Below are 21,435 nucleotides of genomic sequence, written 5' to 3' on the forward strand. Positions count from 1 at the left end.
ATGAGTTGAAAGGTTGATAATAAAATGGAAAAGACAATGGAAAAAATTGTTGCATTGGCAAAGGCGAGAGGATTTATATATCCAGGTTCAGAGATTTATGGTGGTCTTGCAAATACATGGGATTATGGAAATCTTGGAGTAGAGCTTAAAAATAATGTCAAAAAGGCATGGTGGAAAAAATTTATTCAGGAAAACCCTTATAACGTAGGTGTTGATTGTGCGATTCTTATGAATCCACAGACATGGATTGCTTCTGGCCATTTAGGAAGCTTTTCTGATCCATTGATGGATTGTAAGGAATGTCATGAAAGATTTCGTGCAGATAAAGTGATTGAGGACTATATGGCAGAAAAGGGAATTGCAGTGGAAGGTTCTGTTGATGCTTGGTCTAATGAAGAGATGGCTAACTATATTGAAGAGAACCAGATTGTTTGTCCAAGCTGTGGAAAACATAACTTTACGGACATTCGTCAATTTAATCTTATGTTTAAAACTTTTCAGGGAGTTACAGAGGATGCTAAGAATGTCGTGTACTTAAGACCAGAAACTGCACAGGGTATTTTTGTAAACTTTAAAAACGTACAAAGAACATCCAGAAAGAAAATTCCTTTTGGAATTGGGCAGGTTGGTAAATCTTTTCGTAATGAAATTACACCAGGTAATTTTACATTCCGTACAAGAGAGTTTGAGCAGATGGAGTTAGAATTTTTCTGTGAACCAGATACCGATTTGGAATGGTTTGCTTATTGGAAAGAATTCTGTATTAACTGGCTGAAGACTTTAGGAATGAAAGAGGAGGAAATGCGTATACGTGATCATGACCAAGCAGAACTTTCTTTCTATAGTAAAGCAACGACAGATATTGAATTTTTATTCCCATTTGGTTGGGGTGAGCTTTGGGGAATTGCCGATCGTACAGATTATGACTTGACCCAGCACCAGAATGTATCAAAAGAAGACTTGTCATATTTTGATGATGAAAAGAAAGTAAAATATGTTCCATATGTTATTGAACCTTCTCTTGGTGCTGATCGTGTTACACTGGCATTTTTATGTGGTGCTTATGATGAAGAAGAACTAGAAGGCGGAGATATGAGAACGGTGCTTCGCTTTCATCCAGCACTTGCCCCAGTGAAAATCGGAGTACTTCCTTTGTCAAAGAAATTAGCTGAGGGTGCTGAAAAAATTTATTCAGAATTATCAAAATACTATAACTGTGAATACGATGACAGAGGTAACATTGGTAAACGATATAGAAGACAAGATGAAATCGGTACACCATTTTGCATTACCTATGATTTTGAGTCTGAAACAGATGGTTGCGTAACAGTTCGTGAGAGAGATTCCATGGAACAGGAAAGAATCAAGATCGAAGAGTTAAAAGCATATTTTGAGAAGAAATTGGAATTCTAATTAGTACAGATAAATAGTAAGAATAAAAGAAAGGATAGAGTACCAGAAGGTGCTCTATCCTTTTAGCTGTAATTATATAAAGGGGTCATAAGAAATAAGTCTATTTTTTAACAGTATTACTTACCAGTTTTTCATAATAATGTCGTTATTTATGTGAAAATGAGCAATAAACAACCGCTGTCAAGTGGTATTACTATTAGATTTCAGATAATTTTAACAAAAAATACTTTTATGCGTTCAAGTAGTGTGTTATAATACGAGCAGTGACTAATGTTTAACAAAGTATGGTATGTACCTGATAGGTAAACTTTAGTATGTACAATATAATTTAGGAGGAATTATCACAATGACAAAATGGGTATATTTGTTTAAAGAAGGTAATGCTGACATGAAAAACCTTTTAGGAGGAAAGGGCGCTAACTTAGCAGAAATGACTAATTTAGGATTACCAATTCCACAAGGTTTTACTGTAACAACTGAGGCTTGTACAGATTATTATACTAGCGGAAAGAAAATTACAGATGAAATTCAAGGACAGATTTTTGATGCACTTACAAAATTAGAAGAAATTCAAGGGAAAAAATTTGGTGATACAGAAGATCCATTATTAGTTTCAGTACGTTCTGGTGCCAGAGCTTCTATGCCTGGTATGATGGATACAATTCTTAACTTAGGATTAAATGATGTTGCGGTAGAAGGCTTTGCTAAGAAAACCGGAAATCCAAGATTCGCATATGATTCATATAGAAGATTTATTCAAATGTTCTCTGACGTAGTTATGGAAATGAGTAAAACTTTCTTTGAAGGAATTTTAGATGAAATCAAAGAAGAAAAAGGTGCTAAATTTGATACTGACTTAACTGCTGACGATTTAAAGGAAGTAATTGCAAAATACAAAGCAATTTATAAAGAAAAAATGGGAGATGATTTCCCACAGGATCCAAAAGTTCAGTTGATGGAAGCTGTAAAAGCAGTATTCCGTTCATGGGACAACCCTCGTGCCATTGTTTACAGAAGAATGAATGATATTCCAGGTGACTGGGGTACAGCTGTAAACGTTCAAGCAATGGTATTTGGTAATATGGGTAATACTTCTGGAACAGGTGTTGCATTTACACGTAACCCATCTACAGGTGAAAACGGCATTTATGGTGAGTACTTGATCAATGCACAGGGTGAAGACGTTGTTGCTGGTATCAGAACTCCACAGCCAATTACAAAATTACAGGAAGATATGCCAGAATGTTATGAACAATTCATGGAAATCGCTAATAAGCTTGAAAATCACTATCGTGATATGCAGGATATGGAATTTACAATTCAGGAAGGGAAATTATTCTTCTTACAGACTCGTAACGGTAAGAGAACAGCTCCAGCTGCTTTACAAATCGCTTGTGATTTAGTAGATGAAGGAAAAATTACTCCTGAAGAAGCTGTTATAAGAATTGAAGCAAAATCTCTGGATCAGTTATTACACCCAACATTTGATGTAGCTGCATTAAAAGCTGGTAAAGTAATTGGTTCTGCACTTCCAGCATCTCCTGGAGCAGCAGCAGGTAAAGTATATTTTACTGCTGATGAAGCTAAGGCTGCACATGAAAAGGGAGAAAGAGTTATTTTAGTTCGTCTTGAGACTTCACCAGAGGATATCGAAGGTATGCATGCAGCTGAAGGTATCTTAACTGTTCGTGGTGGTATGACTTCTCACGCTGCTGTAGTTGCTCGTGGTATGGGTACTGCTTGTGTTTCAGGTTGTGGTGAAATTAAAATCGATGAAGAAGCTAAGGTTTTTGAACTTGGTGGAGAGAAAATTGTTGAAGGAGATTATATTTCCTTAGATGGTTCAACTGGTAAAATTTATCTTGGTGATATTAAAACAGTAGAAGCTTCTGTAAGTGGAAACTTCGGAAGAATTATGGAATGGGCTGATCAGTTCAGAACATTAAAGGTTAGAACAAATGCAGATACTCCAGCGGATGCTGCTAATGCAGTTAAGCTTGGTGCAGAAGGTATCGGTCTTTGCCGTACAGAGCATATGTTCTTTGAAGAAGATAGAATTCCTAAGATTCGTAAAATGATTCTTTCTGAAACAGTAGAAGGAAGAGAAGCAGCTTTAAGTGAATTACTTGCATTCCAGAAAGCAGACTTTAAGGCTATGTACGAAGCATTAGAGGGAAGACCAATGACAGTTCGTTATTTAGATCCACCTCTACATGAATTTGTTCCTACTAAGGAAGAAGATATTGCAGATCTTGCAAAAGATATGGGACTTACTGTACAAGAAGTAAAAGATGTTTGCGACAGCTTACATGAATTCAACCCAATGATGGGTCACAGAGGATGCCGTCTTGCTGTTACTTATCCAGAAATCGCTAAAATGCAGACAAGAGCGGTTATGGAAGCAGCAATTGAAGTGAAGGCTGAAAAAGGATATGATATCATTCCTGAAATCATGATTCCATTAGTTGGTGAGAAGAAAGAGTTAAAATTCGTTAAAGATGTCGTAGTGGAAACAGCAGAAGCTGTTAAGGCTGAAAAAGGTTCTGACATTGAATATCATATTGGTACCATGATCGAAATTCCTCGTGCAGCATTACTTGCTAACGAAGTTGCTGAAGAAGCAGAATTCTTCTCATTTGGTACAAACGATTTAACTCAGATGACATTTGGTTTCTCACGTGATGATGCTGGTAAGTTCTTAGATGCTTACTACAAAGCAAAAATCTATGAGTCAGATCCATTTGCAAGACTAGATCAAAATGGTGTTGGACAACTTGTTCAGATGGCTGCTGAAAAAGGTAGATCTGTTCGTCCAGAACTTAAATTAGGTATCTGTGGAGAGCACGGCGGAGATCCTTCTTCTGTTGAATTCTGCCACAAGGTTGGTTTGAACTATGTATCTTGTTCACCATTCCGCGTGCCAATCGCAAGATTAGCAGCAGCTCAGGCAGCATTGAATAATAAGTAGTATAATTTTTATATCTAATTAATTGATATGTACCCCATTGTATTGCTAGCAGTACGATGGGGTATTTTTTTCTTTTTGTCAAGAGTCGGGGTAAAACTTTTAACAGGACGATACAATCAAATTCAGCATTATGGTGCTTGGTATCATAATAAATCAAGCATATACAAAATTTACATAAGTAAACCTGAATGATTCATGATAATTCATTTCTCAGCGGTTGTTTCTTCATAGTTACAGCTTTTCTTGATACTTTCAGCTTTCACTTAACAAGTTGCTTAACGGTTTAAAAATCAAAAATTGGATTATTCGATGAGCATTGCGTCCTCATGAATAATTCAGGGTAAAGTATATTGACAAAAAAATATGTATCATATAATATTAAAAAGAATACATAATATTGAATTAAAGTTACATATATGAACAATTTTTAGAAAAATGAATTAGCAGTGGTTTTGTTTAAGTGATAGCGAAACTAGAGTTTAATTTTGCGGAGTTTGCATTGCAGGAATCCTAGTATTTTTTGAGATATCAGCTTATAAGATTTAGAAAAGTAAATTTGCTCAAGGACAAGCCAAAATGAGTTAGTAAGCGTTGAATAGAAAAACAGAATTATAGGGATTTATTTTATAGTGCACCAGGAGAGAGTTATCTATTTATGGCTGCACATCACTTAGTCATAGATGGTGTCTCTTGGAATATTATCATAGATTTCCTTGTTAACACGTTGGAACACAATCAGAAAGCAGTGATTCAAGGAACGTCTTATCAGAGATGGGCACGGTACATCGCTGGACAGAAGGGGACAGGGAAAAATAATTTGATTCAGCCTGTAACATTTCTAGCACAGGACGTATGCGTCGGAGGGAGTTGTGATTAATGGATGAACGAATTAGGAAAGAAGTTCTATTTAAACATGCAGTATTAGAAGGAAGTTCATATGAGGTAGGTACCCAGTTGGCCGCATTATATCAAGGCAGGGATGATTACTTAAAACTATGTTCAACACCATTTTATGGAAGTGCAAAGAATACGCAAGAGGAAGTAGCTAAAATAAGTAAGCTCATTGATCAATACTGTCCAGGTATGAACGAGGAAATACAAGGATTTGCAGAACAGATACATAAAAAACCTCAAGATATTCTTCTATATTATTCATATTTAGGGAAAGAAGAATTACATTGCAGTCATTTTGCAGTTATGCCAAAGGATACAGAAGAACTGTATTTAGCTAGAAATTATGATTATGGCTGGGATGTGGAGCCACTTTTTCTTACCACTAAGATAAAGGGAATGGCAAGTCATTTCGGATTCGCTTCATTTTTATTTGGTCGTTTCGATGGTATGAATGAATATGGTGTAAGTGTGACAACGTCGGGAGTTCCAATATCATATAGCACAGAATTAAGCGGTTTTGTTTTTATTATAGCGGTTAGGGCGATACTGGAACATGCCAGAAATGTAGAGGATGCAGTAAATATTCTTATGGAGATGCCCATTGGGGAGGGGCGAAGCTATATTATTGCAGATAGTACGGGAAAAGCAGCACTAGTTGAAGTTGCTGGCAATGAGAAGGCATATCGCATGATGGAACCAAAATCAAAACAGAGGTACTTGGTAGCGGCCAATCATTTTTCGTTACCAGAGATGAATCAGTATAGCACTAGTATTGTATGGCATTCCCAAAAGAGATATGAAACGATGGATAGGGTACTTCAAAACAATAGTTCTGATTTTGACATTGAGGATATAAAATCCCTTCTCTCTAAACCGGTGCCAGAAGGGGTGTGCACGGAACATTATGTCGAAGGATTTGGAACAATTTGGTCCGTTATATTTAAGCCAATGAAAAAAAAGTTATTAGTATGCTTTGGAGCTCCCAAGTATGGAAATTGGGTTGAGTTTGATTTTCAAAGAAAAACGAAAAATAAGGATTATATAATTCAACTCATCAATGAGATAAGTCCTTCTGAATTCTGGTCAGTTCCAAGTTCTGAGATATTGGAGACCGTGATTCAGAAATTGTCCAAAGAAAAGGATATACTTGGAGTTGTATTGGTACACGGATATCAGTTAGATGAAGTGTGGATAGATGAGGGAATGGATGTGACAGTAATTGTCTCTTCATTAGGCAAATACAGGAGTTATTATTGCACTCAGCTTGCGGGGATTATTGTAAGGATACATGCTATGACTCGGGAAGATTTGAAAAACGAGGATGCATTACTCGTACGTAGTTATAGTACAGGCTATCCAGGTGTTTTAGTTTATACAAAGGATGAAACACTAGGTGAGTTCTTTAAGAAAACATTTGAACCCAAAGAATATGGTAAGAAAATTATTATGTTTAGAAGCGCAGTAAGGGCGGTGAAACTGATACAGCAGGCAAAAATAAGTCTATACAGGTTTCGTGATTTTTCTGGAACCTACCTTCTATTAATTAACATGATTCAGGACCTGGCAGAAATTGAAGTGAACCTGCATAATGAAGCACTTCAAAATCCAGTTCTTATGAAAGCATTTCATGAGAATCCTGAGTTTTTTCACTCGATTTATACAGACCTCATATATGGGCAGGTGAATGAAAAGATTATATATCATACATTAGATGAAATTGAGGCTTATCTGGAAGCAAAGGCAGATATTATTTTTGAACCTGTTTTAAATTATTTAGGGAAAAAGTATGAATTCCAAGGAGTTTCAGATATAGATGATGTACTTGGTAAGAAGTATGGTTTATCAGAATCTTTATATAAAACGCTTGAGTGGCTAGCACAGAAAGAGATAATCCTACAGGGAACCATCACCAGTAAGCTGACTTATAAGGGAAAGGAAGAGTTTGAACAACTCGCGTATTTTTATTCAACAGGAAAGTTCCAAAATGAAAGGGGTGAGTAGAATTGGAGACAATTATAGTACGTGGAGCAAGGGAAAATAACCTAAAAAATATAAATGTTGAAATTCCAATCAATCAGTTGGTTGTGATAGCCGGTGTGAGCGGATCTGGTAAATCATCGCTAGCATTTCAAGTACTCTATGGAGAAGGTCAAAGACGACTGATGGATGCATATTCAACAGGCATGAGACGCTTTACATCTTTTATCAGAAAACCCGATGTAGACTCCGTTGAAGGACTTACACCTGTCCTTGCAGTGCGTCAGAAGATGGCTGTAAAAAATCCACGTTCAACAGTAGGCACAATGACGGAAATAATGGATTATGTCAGGGTTTTGTATGCGAATGAAGGTGATGGAATCTGCCCATATTGTGGTGAAACAATAGAATTAAAAACAGCCTCTCAAATGGTAGAATATTTCTTTTCCTACGGAGAAGGAACTGTGATAGAAATTTCTATCCCAGTATTTAGACAGGAGGAGCAGAATTATGAAGATACCATAGAAAAGCTTTATGAAAGTGGATTTCGAAAACTGAGAGTGAATGGGGAGCTTCTAGAAATTGAAGATAGTAAAACATTGGAACAAATGAAAATTATCAGCGTAGAAGCTGTTGTTGATCAGATACTGATAAAAAGGGAAAATGCAAAATCAATTGAGAGAGTGGTTAATCATAGCCTGCGCTTGGGTGAAGGCATGCTTTGTTATACAATGATAGAATGTACAGAGCTGTCAAAACGGGAAGAAACCGGATGTCATAAACATCATATAATCATGCAGAAGCAGTCACCCAATGCATTTACCTACAATAATCCCGATAATGCCTGTCCAAAATGTATGGGGTTAGGAATGGATTTAGTGGCTACACCTAAGGCAATAATACAAGATGAGAATCTTAGTATTATGAAAGGTTCTTTTGTGAAAGATGCATTCCGGTATGATAAAAATTCATTTCGAAGTATGTTAATGTCCAGTGTTGCAAAATATTATGGTTTTAGTCTGGATACACCATTTAGCCAATTATCAGATGAAGTCAAGCATATTATATATTACGGTACGGGCGATGAAGGAATTCCATTGATTGAAATTGAGAATGCTACGAAAAAAAGTATCTATGCCAAACGTATGGAAGGTAAAAATCATAATACATTATATCCGTTTACGGGTCTTGTGAATACGATTGAAGAATCATATAAAGAGTATAAGAAAAAAGGGATTATGACCCATGATGCAGAGCTGCATTATAAAAATATAATGGAGGAGCAAATTTGTATAAACTGTCATGGTTCAAAATTAAAAAAGCAACGATTGTATTTTAAAGTAGGCGAAAGAAATATTGATGAAGTAAGCAAAATGTCCGTTAAGGAATTGCTTGTTTTTCTGGAAAAGTTAGCACTAAAAGATTTGTCTGACATACAAATAGTAAATGAAATTATAAAACGGTTACATCTGTTGCAAGAAGCGGGATTAGGTTATATCTGCCTGGATAGAAAGTCAGACACCCTGTCAGGTGGAGAATTACAAAGGGTAAAGCTTACTTCTCATATAGGTTCTGGACTTAGGGGCCTTACATATGTGTTGGATGAACCGAGTATTGGGCTGCACCCGCGTGACAATGAGAATCTAATCCGGATGATGAAGAAGCTTCGTGACAGTGGTAATACGGTAATTGTCGTGGAACATGATATGGAGACAATCTGCAATGCTGACTATGTGATTGAAATGGGTCCTAATTCTGGAGCAAATGGAGGACAGATTATAGCAAAAGGGACAATTGATCAAATAAAGAAAAATAAAAATTCAATTATAGGAAAATATTTGAATTCCGGACAAGGTGCAAAGAATCTACAAAGAAGGAAGCATGATATTGAAAGGCAGATAGTGATAAAAGGAGCAAAAGAAAATAATCTAAAAAATATAGATGTTGCCATTCCTTTAAATTGTTTTGTCTGTATTACTGGAGTTTCAGGGTCAGGAAAAAGTACATTAATTAATGAAATTTTGTATAAAAGAATCTTTGCGGAATTGGAAGACCATCGTATTCGTTATGGAAACCACGACGCAATTCTTGGTCTTGAATATATAAAGCGGGTGGTTTATATTGACCAGACCCAGATTGGCAAGAATTCAAGATCAATTCCTGCCACCTATTTAGGTATCTTTGATGCGATACGAAAACTTTTTGCCGCAGAACAGGAAGCAATAGATAGAAAATATACAGCTTCGCGGTTTAGCTTTAATCAAAAAGGCGGAAGATGTGAAGAGTGTCAGGGTGAAGGAATAATTACGACAAATATGCATTTTATGCCAAGTGTGGAATCTACATGCAAGGTTTGTAATGGAGCAAGATACAATCGTGAGACACTTGAGATTCAGTACAGGGGAAAAGATATTTCAGAAGTACTGGATATGTCAGTAGCAGAAGCAATACAGTTTTTCAGTGAACAGAAAGATATCATGAAGAAACTGCAATATATGAGTGATATGGGACTTGATTATCTAAAGCTGGGACAATCTTCATCTTCACTGTCAGGAGGAGAATCACAAAGACTCAAGATTGCCTATGAGTTAAGTAACGTAACGGAACACCAAGATAATCTTTATATATTAGATGAACCAACGACTGGACTTCATTTTGCAGATATAGATAAGCTGCTTCAATGTATACAGCGTATTGTATATTTAGGGAATACAGTGCTCGTTATTGAACATAATACTGAATTTATCATGGAGTCCGATTATATGATTGATTTAGGCCCTGAAGGTGGAATGGAAGGTGGCAGATTAGTTGCGTACGGAACTCCAAAAGAAGTAATGAAACATTCAGGTTCATATACTGGAGCATATATGAAGAAGAAACTAGAGGAAAAGTAATGATAGTGTCAAGTAAGTTATGAGAAAACTATAAGTCTCAAGAGGATGAACAAGCCCTTATGAATTATACAAAATTAAATTTAACAGAATATATCAATAAAATCAATTGTTTAAATGGTCATACATAGCACCAGTTGCTGTTTAGAGAAAGCGGCAGCAACTGGTGCTATGTATACTTAAACTAACGATCCACCGCCATCTACAATAATAAACTGACCTTGCACATAACTAGAAGCGTCGCTGGACAGATAAATAATTGTTCCATTGAGTTCTCCCTTTTTGGCTGGTCGTCCAGCTGGAGAGGCAGCGTTATATGCTTTCAAAAATTCTTCAGATTTAAAAAGCGTATTGGCGGTCATTTCGGTTTCAAATAGTGCTGGACCAACGGCATTTACGGTGATACCGTATTGTGCGTAGGAGCAAGCCATTCCTTTTGTCAAACCTAGTACAGCTGCTTTGGAAGAATTGTAAGAATGGCGAATGAACAAATCATTCTTATCCGCCACTACGGCATTAACAGAAGCAACATTAACAATTTTTCCATAACAACGCTCTTTCATATGAGGAATTACATATTTAGAAGTAAGGAACATGCTTTTTACATTTGTATCAAATGCCTTGTCCCAATCTTCGGCGGTCATTGAATCAACACCACCCCTCACAGCGATACCTGCATTATTTAGTAGAATATCGATATGACCCAAGGTATCTAGCACCAGTTCAATAGCAGATTTCACGAGCTGTTCATCCGTCACATCACAACATGCCGTTATCGCCTTGCACCCTAGTGCTTCAATTTCTTTTTTTACCCGATCTATATTTTCTTGTTGTAAATCAAGCAATCCAACATCAGCACCAGCTTTTGCATAAGCAATGGCAGCATCTGCCCCAAGACCAGAGCCTGCACCAGTAACAACAGCAACTTTTCCACTTAAATCAAATAAATTGTTCATTGTATACCTCCCTTATTATGTAAAAATATGTACATAGAACATTATTACATTATTATAAACAAAATGTCAATAATAAGACCAAAGGAACATTAATTGGGTGCTCACTCGTTGTGACATTTTAATTTGCCTTATTTCTTGGGTTTTGTTAAAAATATAAACTAATATAAATACATTTTTTATAAAAATTTAATCAGACAACATAATTGAATAATGTGAAAAAGTGCAATAAATTGTTTGATAGTGGAGGTAGCAAAATGACAGACTTTAAATAGGTTCTGTCATTTTTTTATAGTTAATGGCTGGTGTTGCAGAACACTTAATATGTAACTGTAACATAATACTAAAAAATTAAGCATAAAAAATAGACACAGCGATTACGATGTTATAAAATAGATATATATTTTGATTACAAAGGAGGAAAAAATGAAGGAGATAAAAGTAGTCATTCTGAAAGTTATTATTTTTGCAGCAGTCTGTATTGTAGTGTCTGCGGTATTTCAGTCTTATGAAACCACCTACTACAATGAACTGGCATTAAAGCAGTTGAATGGAGGAGCGGATGAATATGCAAAACTGAAAGCTTATGGTTACATAAAAAATTACTTAGGATATGGATATGTTTTATTGTTTCTTCTACTGTTTTTCAAAAATATAGTAGATTTAGCAAAAAGATGTATAGAAGCTTTGAAGGGTAAAGGAGATAAAGCATGAAAAGAGTTAAAATTTTATTATTTGTAGCAACTTTAGTAGTTATGGCAGGCAGTATGGCTTCCTGCAAACCTTACGACAAGCCGGAGTTTGTTGAGATTACAGCGTCCCAGACAGCATTTCTGATTCCACTTGTTGGAGACACTTCCGATCAGGCTGTTTTTGAATCAGAGGAATTGCTGGAAAAAACAAAAGTTGCAACAAAAAGAGTCAGGATACCACATGAGTGGGTTAAAAAAGGGAGAATGCCATCCAGTGGTGAATATATGCCTACAGAAACTATTATTATTGTGGAGAGAAAACCAGAAACAAGAGAGTGGACATCAGAAAAAGATAAAGGAACATCAGCTGTGAATCAGGCTATTTACGCAGAGTCAAAGGAATCCATTGGATTCAGTGTGGGAATGAACTGTACCGCTCAAATTGATGAAAAAAATGCAACAAAATTTTTGTATCGCTACAATAACAAAACTCTGTCAGACATTATGGATACAGAAATCAGGGCAAGAGTAGAGAGTGACTTTGTAGAACAGTGTGCAAAATATACTTTAAATGAAATTTTGCAAAACAAAGAAATAATTATGAATTATGTGAGAGATGACGTTACAAGCTATTTTTCTGAGCGAGGTATTACGATTAACAACTTGGGAATGAAAGAGGGCCTTACTTATGAGGATGAAACGATTCAGCAGGCAATTAACGATAAATTTTCATCTGAACAAAAGATTGTAACACAGAAAAACAATAATAAGGTGATTTTGTCTAAGGCACAGGCTGAAGCAGATGCAAAAATTCTGGCAGCAGAAGCAGATGCAAAATCAAATAAACTTCTTTCTGCAAGTATTACCCAGGAACTGATTGACATGAAATTGGCAGAAGCGAGATTGGCAAATGGCTGGGTAACCGTTGATGGTGCAGGCACAACGATTGTGGACGCAAAGGATAACAAGTAATATGTAAATAGACTGGCCTTACGGCCAGTCTTAATAAGGGGAGTTTTTAAAAAAATGAAAATAAAAAATTAAAAAGGGGTTCTGTCTTTATATAAGAGGAGACAATCCAGTGTGCGTTGGCTGTTCACCTCATCGACTTCATAGGTATATCATACAGGGAAAGTATGAAGAGAAAATGGTGAAATGGTGAAGAAACTGTGAACTTATTTGAATAGGAGGATTATAATGAAAAAGAGAGTACTAATTTTTTTAACAATTTTATGTATGTTAACGATTATGGGTTCAAAGTATCAAGACATGGGAGTGATAGAGGCTTATAGTGAAGGAAATAAAACAGTTGCAATGGATAAGCCTCCATTTCGGTACTATTTGTCAGGGAAAGCGGTTACGAAAAAGACCAGTGCTTTAAATCTAAAAGTAAAATCTAGTAAGGCAAATAATATAACGGATGATGAGGAGTGGTTTACAAAGAATAAACTCACTATGAATACATATGAAGTACCAAATCCTTATGCAGATACATTGGGCAATGTTCCAGATGGTATAGATACCTATTGGAATGATTTAATGATCACAGCTGCATTTTACGATTCTTCCTATATTTATTGCACTTATGGCTCAAACTTTATTGAAGGTTATGTTTTAAATGTGTACGATGCAAAAACGTTAGAAATTATGTATTCTTTGGATTTTTCAGAATACAGATATGCTCCAGACTATATAAAAGGAGATTATGATTATGTACAGCAGAAAATCAACTGGGCAGCTATAAAAAATAATATTTTATATGTTTCTCATAGTCATAGTACCTACGCGAAAAGCTCTATGAATAAAAATGCTTATATAACTGCAATTGATTTATCGGATAGAAGTATTTTGTGGAGAACTAAGGCATTAGTCTGCAACTCATATAATTTTGTTATTGTGAATAATGTAATTTTATGCGGCTATGGATTTACCGCTGAACCAGATTATTTGTATCAACTCAATATAAGTAACGGAAAGGTATTAAAGAAAACGAAAGTGAAGTCTGCCATATCTTATATTGTTAAAAAAGGAAGTGCGGTATATGTACGTACCTATAATACAGATTATAAGTTTAAGATTGTAAAATAAGAAAAGGTTTGGATGGAAAATTACAGAATTTTTATAGCGGAAAAGTGGTATTATTGTAAATTGTATTGACAATTTGTCATTTAATAGTATAATAATAATGCAAAAGCATTATTTGGAAAGGAGCAGCGCCTACGAAAAGTAATATTTCAAAGAATGCAGTTTTATCGAAAGATTTTATAATATTAATAGTTGGTCAGTTTATTTCGCTATTTGGGAATAACCTTCAGCGATATGCTCTTTCTCTTTACATTCTTGACATCACTGGTTCAGCCACAATTTTTTCAACATTAATAGCACTTACCGTTATCCCACAGATTATTATTGTGCCATATGGTGGCGCCATTGCGGATTATTACAGCAAAAAAAGAATAATGGTAGTCTTAGACACCATATCAGGTGTACTTTTATTAGCATTTATACTTACAATGGAACATACGGATACTGCGGTCTTAGGAATTGGTATTCTAATGTGTTGCATGGCTGTTATTCAAAATATGTATGATCCCTCTGTACGTGCTGCGATTCCTAATCTCATTGATTCTCAGCAGCTGGCAAAGGCTAACAGCATTTCACAGCTGGCAGCTACCATATCGGGTCTGGCGGGGCCTGTTGCAGCAGGATTTATTTATGGCTTATGTGGAATTAAAGTTATATTAATTATTAATTGCATTAGTTTTTTTGCTGCTGCATTTATGGAAATTTTTTTAATCATTCCCTACCAGAAAAAAAAGATGAACCAGAATCCATTATTATCATTTTCAAAAGATTTAGTACATACTTTATATTATATAAATAGAGAAAGAAAAATATTGCTTTATATTGCCTATATTTCAGCAGGGCTAAATTTTTTAATCATGCCACTGTATATAATAGGGATTCCTTATCTGGAAAAGGAAATATTTCATGTTACAAATCAGATGTACGGGATTTCCGAAACGTGTATTGGGCTGGGAGTAATCGCTGGGGCTGTAGTTACAGGGTTTTTAAGTAAAAAATTATCAATTCAGAAGTTTCATCTTCTGTTTATTGCAATTGCAGTTATTATACTATGTATGGGATTTTCTACATTACCTTTTATCATTGGTTCAAAAAAAGTTAGTTATCTCGCATATGTTATACTGACAGTTACAGGTTTTTTATTTACCATGTGCATTACGGTTTCCAGTATTTTTTGCGTTACTTTTATACAGAAAGTAACGCCTACTGAGCATATGGGAAAAGTAATGTCATTGGTAAATGCATTTAGTACCATTTTTCTGCCAGCTGGTCAGATCTTATATGGTATATTATATAGTACCATTGTAAATATGTGGTTTCTAATTTATGGTGCAGTAGCTTTAATTACATTATTAGAGAGCTATTTGATATATAACATAATTCATGATAAAAAATTAAGTGATGAGGTAAAAGAGAAATTTGTTCCATAAGAATAAGAAAATGATATATTTTTAGGGGGAATTATTTTGGAAGCATTATTTGACTTGACAAATCCACAAAAGCAGATTTTAGAAATGTATAGTTATGGTGGAAAAGATGTTGCAAGTATTTTCATTGGAATAAAGATAAATTATAAATATGAGTATGAAATTTTGCAAAAAGCTGTAAATGAATTAATAAGAAGAAATGATGCATTTCATTTAAGAATAGTAAATGATAATGGTTTGATTCGGCAAAAAATACAAAGGCCCCAGAAAATCGTATTGAGCATGAAACAGTTTCATACAAATGAGGAATACGAAGTATGGGCATCTGAATTGTCAAAGCAAGGACTTGATATATATGGTGATTTGTTTCAGGTATATGGATTTAGAATAGAAGATACTTTTGGCGTATATTTTAAATTTCATCATCTCATAAGTGATGGGTGGTCTGTGCAGGTGGTTGCCGCACAGATGGACGAAATATATAAGTGTCTGCTAAATGGCGTGGAACCACAAATAAATAATGGAACATATGCAGATTATATTATTAGTGAAGAACAGTATATGGCTGGCAGCAAATATCTAAGGGACAAGCTTTACTGGGAACAAATTTGTGAAAAAGAATTACCGTTAGCTCAAATTTCAGATAAGCCAATAAGCTCTATTGATGCAAAAAGGATGGAAATTATCCTAGATCAGGAAAAGGCAAAGAGTATCAGGAATTACAGTAAAAAGCACGAATGTTCCTTGTTTGCATTTTTTACAACGGTATTTGGATGCTATTTAAGTATGCTGAATCATCAGGATGAAATTGTAATTGGTACAACCTTTGTGGATAGAAATAGCAGGAAGTTTAAAAATACAATAGGAATGTTTGCGAATGTTATTCCGTTACTTTTACATATCAATAAAGATAATCTGGAGGATAATTTTAAAAGAACCCAGAAAAGTATTTTTGAAGCTTATAAACACCAGAAGTATAACTATAACTGTATGGCAAGAGAAATGAATGTCCGAAATCTGTTTTTGGTTGAAATTAATTATCAGATAGCGGCCAAAATAGGTTCTGATTATTATGATTCGGTAGACTGGTTTTTTCAGCATGGTCAGAACGAAAGTCTTATTATAAATATTTTAGATGAAACCGATGAAACGATAAGAATTAACTATGACTATTTGACTTGTCAGTATACAGTAGAAGAGATTCTGTTATTACATAATCATATTATAAATATTATAGACGAAGGAATAGCAGGGAAAGAAATACTGTCCTATTTGTGTGAAGAAGAAAGGCATAAAATCTTAAAAGAATTTAATGCTACAGAGGCAGTACTTCCAGCAGGGAAAACGGTAATTGATTTGTTTGAAGAACAGGTAGAAAAAACGCCTGGTTGCACAGCGATAGTTTGTGGGGAAACAAAGCTGACATATAAAGAATTAAATAACAGAATCAATATTCTTGCCCAGAAGCTTCGGGAGATGAATGTGGGGCGTGGAGATTTGGTAGCACTTCTTACGGAACGCAGTATAGAAATGGTGATTGGAATATATGGAATTATAAAAGCAGGCGGAGCTTATGTGCCAATCGACCCCATGTACCCAGATGAAAGAATACAATATATATTAAAGGATTGCAGCCCGAAAGTGCTGTTAACTTATGGAACAGAAATAAATACAGAAATTCCGCTTCTGAGGTTGGAGGATAGTATCAGCTGGCAGGGCGAAAGTATGAATCTTATAAAAGTGAATAAGCTGGAAGACTTGGTTTACTGTATTTATACATCAGGGACGACAGGAAAGCCAAAGGGAGTTATGATAGAACATGGAAATTTATTAAATTATATTTATTATGCAATTTGCAATTATTTCCATGAATCAAAAGTAATACCTCTATTCACAAATTATTGTTTTGACTTAACGGTAACGACTTTATTTGGGGTGCTGCTTAGTGGCGCAGCTCTTGCTATTTATGGAAATGACCATGATGAAAATATGAAAGATATATTTCAGGGTAATGATGTTACATTTGCAAAAATGACACCGATTCATTTGCGGTTAGCAGCAGGAGGAAATGAAAACAAAGATAATCAGATTAATACGTTGGTATTAGGTGGAGAAGAACTAGATACTGTAACATCTAATACGATATTGAAAAAGTACGGTGAACATATAAAAATACATAATGAATACGGACCAACGGAAGCTACAGTAGGCTGTTGTGATTACGTATTTAATACGCAATATGATGTGGGAAAGACGGTATGCATTGGGAAACCAATCAGTAATACAAAAATCTATATTATGCAGGGAGAACGGCTGTGTGGAATCGGAGTTCCTGGTGAGCTTTGTATTGCAGGAGCAGGAGTAGCAAGAGGATACTTAAACAGACCTGAGCTGACAGCAGAAAAATTTATCCATCATCCTTACGGAGAAGGAAAAATGTACCGGACAGGAGATTTGGCAAGATGGCTGCCAGATGGTAACCTGGAGTATCTGGGAAGAATCGATGAACAGGTGAAAATCCGTGGATTCCGCATAGAGCCAGGGGAAATTGAGAATGTCATCCGGAGTATGAAGGGCATAAGGGACTGTGCGGTAGTTGCAAGAAAGGAAGAAGCAGGAGAAAAAGCGCTATATGCATACCTTGTTTCAGAACAGGAATTAGAACTTGGGGAGATAAGGAGCTGCTTGCTGGAACAGCTGCCAGACTATATGGTACCTTCTTATATGATGCAGATAGAGGCAATCCCTATGACCATAAATGGAAAGCTGGATAAAAAGGCACTTCCTGAAATCAAAGCAAGGAGCAGACAGGAATATGTGGCTCCAGAAACCAAACTGGAACAGAAAATCTGCCAGATCTTTGGGGAGATCCTGGAAGTGGAAAAAGTAGGACTACGGGATAACTTTTTTGAATTGGGGGGGCATTCTTTGAGAGCCACCAGACTGGTAAACAGACTGGAAGCAGAGTTTCACCAGCGGATAACATTAAAGGAATTCTTTGCAAATCCTACGGCAGAGAGAATAGCAGGCTGGATGGAACAAGAAAGCAAAGAAGAATATGAGCCAATTCCAGAAGCAGAAAAGAAAGAATACTATCCGATGTCGTCGGCACAGAAACGGATTTATCTGGTATGCCAGATGGACGAGGCAGGCATTGCGTATAATATGCCACAGGGAATCCGGCTGAAGGGGGATGTGAACCCAGAGGCAGTAAGACAGGCATTACAGCAGGTGACAGACCGCCATGAAATTTTGCGGACAGAGTTCAGTATGCAGGACGGAGAGCCAGTGCAGAGAATACGAGATCAGGTAAAAGCAGATTTTACCTATGAAGAAGATGGAGAAACAAGGGAGAACAGATTACTAGAGGAATTTGTAAGGCCATTTGATTTGGCACAGGCACCGTTACTTCGGACCAAGCTGGTAAAAAGAAGAGAGGGATATGTTCTCTTAATGGACATGCACCATATCATAGGGGATGGAATGAGCGTGGGAAATTATATTCGTGAGATAAGTGCCCTCTATAACGGAGTAGAAATGGAAAAACCAGTCAAACAGTATAAGGATTACAGCCAGTGGATGAGAATGCGGGATTTTACGGAGCAGAAAAAGTACTGGGTGCAGCAGTTTCAGGATGAAATTCCTGTGCTGGATATGCCGCTGGATTATAACCGCCCAAAAAGTCAGAGCTACAAGGGGGCTGTAATAGAGGATAAGCTGGAGGAAAGGCTGTATGAAGCAGTCCGGAGATTGGCAGAGGAAACAGGAACAACAGAATACATGATTTTTCTATCTGCGGCAATGGTTCTGTTGGGAAAGTACAGCAGGCAGGAAGAGATTATCATAGGAAGTCCCATCAGTGGAAGGGTACACCAGGATACAGAAACTATGCTAGGGGTATTTGTAAATACTCTGGCGATCAAAGGAAAACCAGAGGAAGAGAAAAGCTATGAGGACTTTTTACAGGAAATCAGAGAAACTTGCTTAAAGGCATATGAAAACCAGGAGTATCCGTTTGAAGAGCTGGTGGAGGAAATCCAAGTCACAAGGGATATGTCTCGTAATCCGCTGTTTGATGTGATGCTTGTACTGCAAAATAACGAAGAAATACAAGTGAATTTTGACGGCGTGGAAACAGAGCCAGTGGTGCCAGAGTCTTCAATCGCAAAGTTTGATTTGACGTTTACCCTGTATCAGGAGAAAAAGCATTGTCATATTTTACTGGAATACAGTACAGATTTATTCCGAAAGGAAAGTGCAGAGAGGATTCTGTCCCATTACATAAAGGTATTAGAGCAGGTTTTAGATAACCGAACCAGGCGGCTGGCAGAAGTGGAGGTTATTACAGAAGAGGAAAAAAAACGGATTTTAAAAGAGTTTAACAGGACAGATGCCAGTTTCCCAGAAGAGAAAACAGTGATAGATCTATTTGAGGAGCAGGTAGAAAAAACACCAGAACAGACAGCAGTAGTCTGTGGGGAAAAGGAACTAACCTACAGAGAGCTGAACCAAAGAGTGAATGTACTGGCACATAAATTGCGGCAGGATGGCGTGAAGCCAGGAGATTTTGTGGCAGTAATGGCAGAGCGGAGCATAGAGCTGATCATAGGAATTTATGGGATTCTAAAGGCAGGAGGAGCATATGTGCCTGTGGATCCAGGGTATCCAGAGGAGAGAATCCAGTATATGCTGGAGGACTGTAGGCCAAAGGCACTGCTGACGTACCATTGTCAGATAGAAACGGATCTTCCAGTTATCGATCTGGAGAACTGTATAAGCTGGAAGGGTGAGGAGAAGAATCCGAAAAAAGTAAACAAGCCAGAAGACACAGCATACTGCATCTATACGTCAGGAACAACAGGAAAACCAAAGGGTGTTATGAATAAACATGTCAGTCTGGTTAACAGGCTTCACTGGATGAATTCAGCTTATCCCTTAACAGAGCAGGATGTAATTCTACAAAAAACAACATTTACGTTTGACGTTTCTGTATGGGAACTAATCTGGTGGAGTCTTGTAGGAGCCAGAGTAGTTATGCTGGAACCAGGTGGAGAAAAAAATCCAGAACAGATTTGCCACACAATAGCAGAAAATCATGTAACGGTGATGCATTTTGTGCCATCTATGTTAAATTCCTTTATGGCATATATTGAAAATAAAGACGAGGAACTGGAACGGATAAGAAGCTTAAAGCAAGTTTTTTCCAGTGGAGAAGCATTGAATTCCAATGTAGTCCACAAGTTTTATGCAACGATTCATAGCAGGAATCATACAAATTTAGTGAATTTGTATGGACCAACAGAAGCTTGTATTGATGTAACTTTTTATGATTGCAGTGGAAAAGAGGAAGAACGTATTATTCCTATTGGAAAGCCAATTGATAATACCCAGATTTATATTTTGAATGAAAAAAAGCTTTGTGGTATTGGTATTCCTGGTGAATTATGCATTGCAGGAACAGGAGTTGCAAAAGGCTATTTGAACAAACCTGAGCTGACCAAAGAAAAATTTATCAAGAATCCATTTGGAGCAGGATGTCTGTATCGAACAGGAGACCTTACCCGCTGGTTGACAGATGGAAATATTGAATATTTGGGCAGAATGGATCGCCAGGTCAAAATCAGAGGCTTAAGAATCGAATTAGGGGAAATTGAAAATGCCATCCGGAGAATTAGTTACATTAAGGACTGCGCTGTGATTGATACAGAAGATAAGAGTGGTGATAAAGTTATTTTAGGATATTTGGTGTCTGATGTAAAAGTGCAGGTTACAGAAATTAGAAATATTTTAAAAGAAACATTGCCAGAGTATATGATTCCTTCACAAATGATGCAGGTAGATAACATTCCAGTAACAAGCAATGGTAAATTAGACAGAAAAGCACTTCCCGACATTGTGATAAAAAGTGATAGAAGATATATACCAGCTCAGAATGAAAAGGATGCCCTATTGTATGCGTGCTGTGAGAAAGTACTAGGTGTTGGGCAATTTGGTTCTAATGACGATTTTGTTGAACTTGGTGGTGATTCTATAAAGGCACTTAAAATTGCCACAATGATGCAGGAAGCAGGAGTTGAGATAACAGTCAAAGAGGTTTTACTAAGATTATTACAAAATATTTAATGAGGGGGATCA

The 21,435-nt window shown here is 36.4% G+C and carries 11 protein-coding genes; 10 read left to right on the forward strand and 1 reads right to left on the reverse strand.

Features of this window, described 5'->3' with window-relative positions; translation table 11 throughout:
• Window positions 1–24: 24 nt before the first annotated feature.
• The 5 genes from BM305_RS07450 to uvrA all read left to right on the forward strand — a co-directional run bounded on the left by BM305_RS07450 (window position 25) and on the right by uvrA (window position 10,146).
• Window positions 25–1,413, forward strand: a complete 1,389-nt coding sequence (locus BM305_RS07450; protein ID WP_092560070.1) for a glycine--tRNA ligase — start codon at window positions 25–27, stop codon at window positions 1,411–1,413.
• A 346-nt stretch (window positions 1,414–1,759) separates the two neighbouring features.
• The gene (gene ppdK / locus BM305_RS07455) at window positions 1,760–4,381 is read left to right on the forward strand and encodes a pyruvate, phosphate dikinase (RefSeq protein ID WP_092560071.1); all 2,622 of its coding nucleotides are present in this window, start codon (window positions 1,760–1,762) and stop codon (window positions 4,379–4,381) included.
• A gap of 595 nt (window positions 4,382–4,976) precedes the next feature.
• On the forward strand, window positions 4,977–5,258 hold the full coding sequence (locus tag BM305_RS07460) for a condensation domain-containing protein (protein WP_272481954.1): 282 nt from the start codon (window positions 4,977–4,979) through the stop codon (window positions 5,256–5,258).
• On the forward strand, window positions 5,258–7,276 hold the full coding sequence (locus BM305_RS07465) for a C45 family autoproteolytic acyltransferase/hydolase (RefSeq protein WP_092560073.1): 2,019 nt from the start codon (window positions 5,258–5,260) through the stop codon (window positions 7,274–7,276). The genes BM305_RS07460 and BM305_RS07465 overlap by 1 nt, the downstream gene beginning before the upstream one ends.
• A 2-nt stretch (window positions 7,277–7,278) precedes the next feature.
• A complete protein-coding gene (gene uvrA / locus BM305_RS07470; RefSeq protein WP_092560074.1) occupies window positions 7,279–10,146 on the forward strand; it encodes an excinuclease ABC subunit UvrA in 2,868 nt (955 codons plus the stop codon).
• Window positions 10,147–10,322: 176 nt separating this feature from the next.
• Here uvrA and BM305_RS07475 read toward each other — a convergent pair whose 3' ends face one another.
• Entirely contained in the window at window positions 10,323–11,099 is a 777-nt protein-coding gene (locus BM305_RS07475) for an SDR family NAD(P)-dependent oxidoreductase (RefSeq protein WP_092560075.1), read from the reverse strand.
• Between the two features lie 423 nt (window positions 11,100–11,522).
• Here BM305_RS07475 and BM305_RS07480 point away from each other — a divergent pair, with 423 nt between their 5' ends.
• From BM305_RS07480 to BM305_RS07500, 5 genes are all read left to right on the forward strand, one after another.
• Window positions 11,523–11,810 carry a hypothetical protein gene (locus BM305_RS07480; RefSeq protein ID WP_092560076.1) on the forward strand — a complete coding sequence of 96 codons (288 nt, stop codon included), beginning with the start codon at window positions 11,523–11,525 and terminating at the stop codon, window positions 11,808–11,810.
• Window positions 11,807–12,760 (forward strand): SPFH domain-containing protein, encoded by a 954-nt coding sequence (locus BM305_RS07485; RefSeq protein ID WP_092560077.1) that lies wholly within the window; start codon window positions 11,807–11,809, stop codon window positions 12,758–12,760. Before BM305_RS07480 ends, BM305_RS07485 begins: the two co-directional genes overlap by 4 nt.
• A 225-nt stretch (window positions 12,761–12,985) precedes the next feature.
• Window positions 12,986–13,876, forward strand: a complete 891-nt coding sequence (locus BM305_RS07490; protein WP_092560078.1) for a hypothetical protein — start codon at window positions 12,986–12,988, stop codon at window positions 13,874–13,876.
• 179 nt (window positions 13,877–14,055) lie between these two features.
• Window positions 14,056–15,303 carry an MFS transporter gene (locus BM305_RS07495; RefSeq protein ID WP_272481955.1) on the forward strand — a complete coding sequence of 416 codons (1,248 nt, stop codon included), beginning with the start codon at window positions 14,056–14,058 and terminating at the stop codon, window positions 15,301–15,303.
• Between the two features lie 36 nt (window positions 15,304–15,339).
• On the forward strand, window positions 15,340–21,423 hold the full coding sequence (locus BM305_RS07500; RefSeq protein WP_092560080.1) for a non-ribosomal peptide synthetase: 6,084 nt from the start codon (window positions 15,340–15,342) through the stop codon (window positions 21,421–21,423).
• Window positions 21,424–21,435: the final 12 nt, after the last annotated feature.

It is taken from the genome of Anaeromicropila populeti, assembly GCF_900112775.1.
Lineage (GTDB): Bacteria > Bacillota > Clostridia > Lachnospirales > Lachnospiraceae > Anaeromicropila_A > Anaeromicropila_A populeti.

Coding starts and splice junctions, on each gene's coding strand:
- BM305_RS07475 (WP_092560075.1), bottom strand. CDS start 11,099: ATGAACAATTTATTTGATTTAAGTGGAAAAGTTGCTGTTGTTACTGGT.
- BM305_RS07490 (WP_092560078.1), top strand. CDS start 12,986: ATGAAAAAGAGAGTACTAATTTTTTTAACAATTTTATGTATGTTAACG.
- BM305_RS07480 (WP_092560076.1), top strand. CDS start 11,523: ATGAAGGAGATAAAAGTAGTCATTCTGAAAGTTATTATTTTTGCAGCA.
- ppdK (WP_092560071.1), top strand. CDS start 1,760: ATGACAAAATGGGTATATTTGTTTAAAGAAGGTAATGCTGACATGAAA.
- BM305_RS07465 (WP_092560073.1), top strand. CDS start 5,258: ATGGATGAACGAATTAGGAAAGAAGTTCTATTTAAACATGCAGTATTA.
- BM305_RS07450 (WP_092560070.1), top strand. CDS start 25: ATGGAAAAGACAATGGAAAAAATTGTTGCATTGGCAAAGGCGAGAGGA.
- BM305_RS07485 (WP_092560077.1), top strand. CDS start 11,807: ATGAAAAGAGTTAAAATTTTATTATTTGTAGCAACTTTAGTAGTTATG.